The organism is Sulfuricurvum sp. (assembly GCF_019163035.1).
Classification (GTDB): domain Bacteria; phylum Campylobacterota; class Campylobacteria; order Campylobacterales; family Sulfurimonadaceae; genus Sulfuricurvum.
In genome coordinates this window covers 1-1985 of the sequence record NZ_JAFLKV010000013.1, presented here as the reverse complement: position 1 = coordinate 1985, position 1985 = coordinate 1, and the positions used below count along the sequence as shown (strand labels likewise).

Sequence of the window (1985 nt, the reverse complement as noted above, 5' to 3'; positions counted from 1 at the left end):
AGATTCTACTTCAAAATTTTGCTCTTTTAATTTTTCGGTAAAATAGAAACCATCTTGTATATTAACACCCACAGTAACAAATTTGCTTGCTATATACGGGATATTTTTTATATTTGCGCCCTCATTTAACTCTCTATCCGAAAAATTGATTTTGTTTTCAATTCCAATATCATTCAAAGTCGTTTTATAAGAGGCCTGTGAGAAGAAGTAGGAGTTAATATGCTCTTTAGGACTCGTCGGAATCGGGTCTAGATTCTCTTCAAATCCGTAGAAATTTCCATACACACTCCGTTTGTATCGTGTTAAAAATTCAAACCGGCCATTAACGGCTTTAAACCCAATGGAAAAATCTTTCATTTTTTCATCGGTACCATCTTTGCTCTCATCCACCGGAAGTGATTTATTATTTCGAGCTATGTAGCCATCGACAAATATTTTCCAGTTGTTTGAAAGAGTATAGAGGTTTGTTCCGGCAGTGAGTGTTTTATAGCTTCCGCTTCCGAGAAAAATTTTATTCTCTTCTTTTGAGTTTCCGAGTTTGGTGATAATATTGACAGTTCCGTAAAATGCACCGGAACCTTGAGTGGTAGAGTTCGGTCCGCGAAGTACCTCGATTCTATCGACCAGCTGTATGGGGAAATCCATATAAAAGTCACTTGATCCTGAGACTTCATTGTTGATCCCAACCCCATCTATAAGGATTTTGATTCTGTCGGAGAGATAAGCATTTGGGCTTTTAAACCCTCGAACCGTAGCCATCTTATAGCCCATGGGACTGAGCTGCATCTGGATACCCGGAAGCATCCCTAACGCTTCACCCACGTTTTGGATACCGGCATCGATATACGTTTGTCCATCGACAATACTCACAACCGAGGGCATATAATCCACATTGAGAGACTTTTTTGTTGCTAAAGCACTTGCATTTTCTAAAAGAGTCTCAAAATCACTGATTTCTCCAGTTTCATTACCATACAAACCTGTAAGTAAAGGGAATAGCATGGCAGATAAGAGAACTTTTTTTGTCATTCAAACGGCCTTCTGCTTACCCCTAGATATTATTTATATTTTACACATTTTTTTATATTTCTTTAGTTAAACTGACTATAGAAACTCTCAGGTGTTACCATATCGGAAGTAAAGTAGTTTAAGGGATTGGAAAAATTGATAAAACGTTTTTTATTTTTGTCGATTGTTTGTCAGATTTTTTATGCTAATTCCCTTTTCGCATCCGTGTATGATGATGATGTTTTGGAAATTTTTTCTAAAATCATGCCTCGCTTTGTTTTAATGAGTTCACAGAAAAAAAATATCCAGAATCAGATGGAAGTCTGTATTTTGTATGATAAATTAGATGAAAGATCAGCAGTATCATTAATTGAAAAAATCCAAAACAGTTATCCAAATGGGATTAAAAACTACCCTATCAAACTTATAAAAAGTGATTATGGAAGTATTGACAAATGTCGAAAAAGCCAGCTTGCTTTTATGTTTGATTCAGATGATTCCACTATCAATAATTCGATTCGTTTTCTTAATAGTTATTCGATATTAACGGTTGCATATGACGCTAAATACCTTGGTAAAGGGGTTGATGCAACACTGTTTTTAGGTAGAAAAGTAATGCCCTATATCAATATCAATGCTTTGCAACACAGCGGTATAGAACTCGACAATACATTGGTTCAAATATCCAAGATCTATATGAAAGGGGATGATAAGTAATGCGCCGTATGAGTATTGAAGTCAAAATGATTGCAGGTGCTATTTTCTTTGCACTCTTGCTGGTTGCATTGGAGAGGTATGAATTTTCACATAATGTAGAAGAACAATTTATAGAGTCTAAAAAAGGGAAAAACCAATTATTGATTGATACGGTTTCTCCCATACTCGGATTGAATATTTCATTGGGATTGGATAGTGCTAATCAGGAATATTTAAATAGAATCGTTAAACAAAATTCTGATTTGATGAGTTTTGAACTA

3 protein-coding genes are annotated in these 1985 nt (G+C 35.3%); 2 read left to right on the top strand and 1 reads right to left on the bottom strand.

Annotation, left to right across the window (positions count from 1 at the left end; genetic code table 11):
- Positions 1 to 1029, bottom strand: a 1029-nt coding sequence (locus JZU62_RS01170) for a TonB-dependent receptor plug domain-containing protein (RefSeq protein ID WP_295011113.1), incomplete at its 3' end; no start/stop codon positions are given.
- Positions 1030 to 1164: 135 nt separating this feature from the next.
- Between JZU62_RS01170 and JZU62_RS01165 the strand changes: the two genes are divergently transcribed.
- Complete coding sequence (locus JZU62_RS01165; protein ID WP_295011112.1) at positions 1165 to 1725, top strand: hypothetical protein; 561 nt, start codon at positions 1165 to 1167, stop codon at positions 1723 to 1725.
- 8 nt (positions 1726 to 1733) lie between these two features.
- On the top strand, positions 1734 to 1985 hold a 252-nt coding region (locus JZU62_RS01160), incomplete at its 3' end, for a hypothetical protein (protein ID WP_295011110.1).